The 3,437-nt window shown below is 39.8% G+C and carries 1 protein-coding gene; it reads left to right on the plus strand.

What is annotated here, in order from left to right; all coding sequences use genetic code 11:
* The first annotated feature begins 302 nt into the window (after nucleotides 1-302).
* Nucleotides 303-3,362, plus strand: coding sequence for a calcium-binding protein (locus tag F607_RS0125715; RefSeq protein ID WP_027710306.1), 3,060 nt, complete (start codon nucleotides 303-305; stop codon nucleotides 3,360-3,362).
* Nucleotides 3,363-3,437: the final 75 nt, after the last annotated feature.

Raw genomic sequence — 3,437 nt, forward strand, 5'->3', positions numbered from 1 at the left:
GCTTATTACTGACTTAATTTACCCAAATAGACGTGCATAATACATCTTTGGTTGTATTATATGCTACCCCCTAGGAATCCATATAGAGCCTAAAACATTTACATACTATCGAACAACATAGCAAAACATTTTATGCTCCACAGCAGCATGGAAAACATAAACTGCAACGTTTAACGAGTCATTTATCTCGAATTAACTTAGGGCTTCAATTAAGCCGATTACCAGGTGGTCTCTATCAAACAGTAACTGCAGCTCACCAAGGGGATACTTACAATGCCTCACGAGAAGGCATTGCAGTATCCATGGACACATTGGATGTCACAATGGATGTATTAGCCAACAGCCGCCGTATTCATTCTTTATCCAGTCGATTATCCAGTATTGCAGGAAAACTAGGCGCCTTTACCAACTTTGTTGGGGCAGGCATTGGTACATGGTATGCCATAGATGCATTCAAAACCGCAGCCAATACTCAAGGTAATGAACGGATTGACGCTATTGTTTCAGGCTCTTTAGCTGTAGCAGGCACAATTATTTCTGTTGTCACAGGTATTGCGTCCTTAGTATCAGCTACTGCAGGCCCTATCGGTGTTGCTATTGGCTTGGCAATCAGTATCGCGCAAGGTATTTATAATGCGGTACGAGTTACTCAAAACCTTCGTTCTGTAGGTATCAGTGAAGGCGACTTGTGGCGTACAGGTATTGCCGTGTTTTTTGGTTTTCCTGTACCTGAAAATGTGCAAAATAAAGCAGCCTATAACCAAACCTTTGCAGCTTATCAGGCTCAAATGAGCAAACAGTTCGAGCAACTACAGAAAAACGGTATTGATAAACTTGTGTACAGCGCAGGCCATATCGAAACAAGTTATGGAAAAGTCATTGGTGGCATTTCCGGACGGCACGATTACTATCAATTATCATCTGAGCAAATGGCTCGCTATAACGCTCATAAACCACCTTATGCCCCTGGCCATGTCTTTGGACAAACACCAAAACCTGCATTAGTTAAGGCTTTAGACAACTTGAATCCTGATGGTGCTACCCTCATCATGCTAGGCAATGGCTATGATATGGCACAGGGGGACTTAAACCGACGCAATATTTTTCAAGTATCGGGCTGGGGAAGAAAACACCTTTTTGGTGGCAATAAAAGTGATATATTCGAATTACTACGCTGGCGTCATGGTGAAGGTAATGCCGACAATGGCCGATCTGAATTTATCGGTGGCCAGGGTGAAGATACTTTTTCTGTTCGTAACTATTTTACCTCACCACCCAAAGGCTCCCATTACTCGGTTAACATTGATCTGACAAAAAGTTTAGGACGAACAAGTCATACCTATGGCTTTATCATTAAAGATATCGAACATTTAATTGGCTCAGACCACAACGACCAATTTATTGGTAATGCCAAAGACAATACCCTTACAGGTTTTGCTGGTAATGATAAATTAGTAGGCAACGAAGGGAATGATCATTTAGCTGGTGGTGAAGGCAATGATCTACTTGAAGGAGGTAAAGGTCATGATAGTTATATTATCCAAATGCAAGATATCATTGCAGCCGACAGCATAGATATCATCAATAACTTCGATAATCACTACCAGAAAAACTGGCAGGAGTTATACGACGACTATTATGCATCAGCCAAGTCTCTGCGAGATAGAGGTATTAGTTATTTATCCAATGACTGGCAACACACGATTGATTTTCAAGCAAAACATCATGCGAATTATCACACTCAGCATCCTCAAACTAATTTACCTACAAGCCCTACAACAGACTTTCTGATTACCAATCTCAAGACGCTTACAGCTAAAAAATCCAGTAAAGATGATGACTTAATTTTACAGGTCAATACTGGCTGGATAGTATCACAACGGATTCAGCATTATATAACAGTACTCTTGAAATCCGCCTTATCCTCAGCAACATTTAAACAAGAAGCACAGCAAATAATCGAGCAACAGTTAATGAAGCACAATCTTTCAACGTATTATGTACAAGATTGGATTAACAAGTTCACCTCAAACTCATCTACAGCAGAATACCTAGCTACTTTTGCAGAAATTCGCTCATTTTTAACGTCACAAACAAAGGATAAAACTCAAATCGCGACAATCAAACATTATTTTAAAAGTCAGGCTTATCAGCACATTTCGTTAATGGACACATTGGGCAACCAGTATAATTTCAGTGTAAATAGTCATAAAGCGACTACAAGTGAACCCCGTGAAAACAATCCAACCATTGTTGTTGACTCATTGCTGTTATCCCACACTAATTTGAAAAATATAACGCGAGTAGATCTTAACCAACACACGCTACAATTTGATCAACAAGCTGTTCAATCTATGCTAAGCCAACAAATTAACCATGTTAAAGGATCTCAAGTAAGTGACATCATAAAAGGCAACCAACAAAGCAATATGCTTGTGGGAGGTGCCGGAGTAGATCAACTCTATGGTGAAGCAGGCGATGATATTCTTGTTCTGGGTGAAGAAGGCGGATTAGCCATAGGAGGACAAGGTGCAGACACCTATCAGATCACAACAAATGATGGCCGGTCGATCATCGACACCCGAGCCTCAGATGAGCACATGGATACTATTCACCTAATTTCTGGTCAAAACAACTTATTTAAAATCGACAGTCTTAAAAAACAGGTGATTAACGCTCATTACGGAAATACCCAATTAACAATAAAACATGCATTAAAAAATCAGCAAAACCTTGCGCTTATTGTTAGTAATAGTCAATCAATAATAAATGAGGGTGAACGGCATTACACACTCAATAAGCAAGGTGAAATATCACTTAAACTCCTCGATTTATCTCACGCCTCATCTACTCACTACACGTTAGACTTAACACAAAACCAATATACCTGGCATCAATCAGGAAAACAGGGAAATGTTAAATTCAGTCATTATAGTGCGTTCAACGAATCCAATACTTTCACGGAGTCACCGCTGGTCATCAGACTAAGCGATCACGCTGATAGTATTAAATTAAACCATGGTGTATTTATGATAGAAGGAGGGTTAGGCAATGATAATTATACCCTTGATAATACCTATACGACATTAGTGCTAAATAGTCAGAAAACAGATGGTAGCTTAGATACTATTCACTGGCGAAGTTTGGACTTAAAACACCTGGGTATCCAACGTAATAAACAAAGCCTCATTTTGCAGAATGCGGCTCATGAACAGCAAGCGATAATTTTAAAAGGGTGGTTTAATACTAAACAAAATATTGTTATTGAAGACCGCCAAGGCAAGCATCACCAGGTGAGTCGACTTGCTCATGCCATTAGTAGTATGCCCGCTGAACATGATGACCGCTGTTTGTCAAGATAGTTGTCGCATCAACCAACCTACACTAATGATTTAGCATTTGATTGTTATCAGGGTTAAGCCAAACCCTTTCAATTC

The sequence above is a fragment of the Zooshikella ganghwensis DSM 15267 genome (assembly GCF_000428585.1).
In the GTDB taxonomy this organism is placed as follows: domain Bacteria; phylum Pseudomonadota; class Gammaproteobacteria; order Pseudomonadales; family Zooshikellaceae; genus Zooshikella; species Zooshikella ganghwensis.